Annotated in this window: 4 protein-coding genes; all 4 read left to right on the forward strand. The window is 43.8% G+C overall.

The features are described from left to right. The first annotated feature begins 74 nt into the window (after positions 1 to 74). Positions 75 to 299 carry a hypothetical protein gene (locus NXS07_RS19520; RefSeq protein WP_038213657.1) on the forward strand — a complete coding sequence of 75 codons (225 nt, stop codon included), beginning with the start codon at positions 75 to 77 and terminating at the stop codon, positions 297 to 299. Next, complete coding sequence (locus NXS07_RS19525) at positions 289 to 582, forward strand: hypothetical protein (RefSeq protein ID WP_258087462.1); 294 nt, start codon at positions 289 to 291, stop codon at positions 580 to 582. Before NXS07_RS19520 ends, NXS07_RS19525 begins: the two co-directional genes overlap by 11 nt. Positions 583 to 594: 12 nt before the next feature. Continuing rightward, positions 595 to 789: a hypothetical protein gene (locus tag NXS07_RS19530; protein WP_258087463.1), complete on the forward strand. Its 195-nt coding sequence runs from the start codon at positions 595 to 597 to the stop codon at positions 787 to 789. Positions 790 to 1,260: 471 nt separating this feature from the next. After that, on the forward strand, positions 1,261 to 2,345 hold a 1,085-nt coding region (locus NXS07_RS19535; protein ID WP_258087464.1), incomplete at its 3' end, for a tyrosine-type recombinase/integrase.

Here is a 2,345-nt window from a genome sequence, read left to right on the forward strand (position 1 = left end):
TTTTGCTCCGTGGGTACTTCATCAAATGATTGGATGCAATTATCCAGTTAAGAAAATTAAATCAGGTGATAATAATGGCTAAAATAATTTATGGGGGTGCATTCGGCATTAAATATAATCACCTGCCAAATTCTCAAAACAGCGATTACGTTACCTTGTGTGGCATTTCTCATGAATACATTCCGGATGGGAAATTAAAAACCGGACGGGTGGATTGCCCTTTTTGCATTGAAATAGCCAGAGTTGTTTTTGAATCATGCTCCCGTGACGAATTAGGGGATAGCAAAAATGAACAATGATGTTATGACTAATTCAGATGCACGCCAATCAACTGTAATGAAAACCACTAGCGACATATATTTTTGTTATGTAACAAGAAGCGGAAATACCAATAAAATAAAAATCAATGGCTATCATTTTGATAATGAGATGTCAGTTGAGAAATTTGCTCCAATAACCATTCCTGAGAAATGCATACGCATTCTGCGTTGTAGATGTGGCTCTAATGATTGGGGGGAGGATGGACGTCATATTAACGAATATTGCTGCAACGATTGTGGTCAATATATCACTGTTTATTAAAGGAGAACCCTCATGGATATTATCGACACAGCTAACGATACCGTTGAGTTGACGGTATCCCATGCGCTCCAGAACCGGAAACCACCATTAACCAGCATCAACGGAATGTGCCGATGGTGTGAGACTGAGCCAGCAACACACGGTGCATTCTGTAGTCGGGAGTGCGGGGAGGATTATGAGCGACTTCACCGTCACCATCACCCATGACTAACGAATTCGAGAACGGAAGACGACAGGTGGCAAGGGAGTGCCGAAGCGAATTATTCAAAATCAAGAAACGCACCGACCAGCAAACCGCAACAATACTCACTCAGTACCTACCCCGATTTGAAACCGCTATGTCGCCACATCAAAAGAGCAAATTCTTGCCTGTGATGTGGCTGCGATACTACGTAGATATGATTGATAAGGAGATGAAGCAATGAGGCTCATCACTGATAATAATGAGACAGAAAGCATAACTTTATCCAGAAAGAAAGCGGCAGCGCTCATAGGGATTGATGTGGACACATTATCCCTATGGTGTCAGATAGGTAAAATAGCCTACACCAAGAAGAACCCCACCAAGCCAAACTCACCTTATTTATTTACACGCGCCGCATGTATTGCAGCAATCAACAATCCGATCCAAACTGTGATTGTGAGCGCGGTAGATGCGACAGAGAAAGGAGATAAACAATGTCAATCTTCCGTAGAGGAAATACGTGGTATGGGAACTACACGACGCCAAGCGGCAAAAGAATTAAGGAGTCTCTTGGGACAACGGACAAAAAGCAAGCTCAGGAGTTGCACGACCGAAGAAAGGCCGAGTTATGGCGCATAGAAAGGTTGGGTGATTTCCCTGATGTAACCTTTGATGAGGCGTGCTTGAGATGGATCGAGGAAAAAGCTGATAAGAAATCACTGGATGATGATAAAGGCCGTATGGCGTTCTGGTTGGAATACTTCGAAGGAGTAAGACTAAAGGATATCACCGAAGCCAGAATTTATACGGCAATCAGCAAGATGAGAAACCGCAAATCTAAGCAGCGCTGGGAAAGTCGAGTTAAAGCCGCCCAGAAAAAAGGAAAAGAAGTCCCTGCATATACAGAAGTTCCCGTCTCGGTAGCAACCAAGGCAAAGCACTTATCATTGATGAAGTCTCTGCTAAGGGTGGCTGAACGGGATTGGAAATGGTTAGAGAAAGCACCCGCGATCAAGGTTCCAGCCGTCAGAGATAAACGTGTCAGATGGTTAGAGTCTCATGAAGCCCAAAGATTAGTTGATGAATGCCCCGAACCTTTACAGTCAATCGTCAAATTTGCACTGGCAACAGGATTAAGGCGCTCAAATATTATCAATCTTGAATGGTCTCAAATTAATATGCAGAGGCAAGTAGCATGGATACACCCAGACCAAAGCAAATCGGCTAGGGCTATAGGGGTAGCCCTAAACGAAACTGCTTGCAGGGTGTTACGTGCCCAGATAGGAAATCATAATAAGTGGGTGTTCGTCCATACTAAACCATCAACTAATCCCGATGGAATGGTAATGCCTAATATCAGAAAGATGCGTGTTGATGATAACACAGCATGGAATTCCGCATTAAAGCGAGCCGGAATAGAAGATTTCCGATTCCATGATCTGAGGCATACTTGGGCTAGCTGGCTGGTTCAATCCGGTGTTCCATTATCAGCACTGCAAGAAATGGGGGGATGGGAGTCAATTGAAATGGTAAGGCGATATGCTCATTTAGCGCCTAATCACTTAAGCGAGCATGCACG

Source organism: Xenorhabdus bovienii, assembly GCF_024721015.1.
In the GTDB taxonomy this organism is placed as follows: domain Bacteria; phylum Pseudomonadota; class Gammaproteobacteria; order Enterobacterales; family Enterobacteriaceae; genus Xenorhabdus; species Xenorhabdus bovienii.

What these genes read in the sequence shown, in the direction of transcription:
- NXS07_RS19530 (WP_258087463.1), top strand. Translation starts at nt 595, where the DNA reads ATGGATATTATCGACACAGCTAACGATACCGTTGAGTTGACGGTATCC.
- NXS07_RS19520 (WP_038213657.1), top strand. Translation starts at nt 75, where the DNA reads ATGGCTAAAATAATTTATGGGGGTGCATTCGGCATTAAATATAATCAC.
- NXS07_RS19525 (WP_258087462.1), top strand. Translation starts at nt 289, where the DNA reads ATGAACAATGATGTTATGACTAATTCAGATGCACGCCAATCAACTGTA.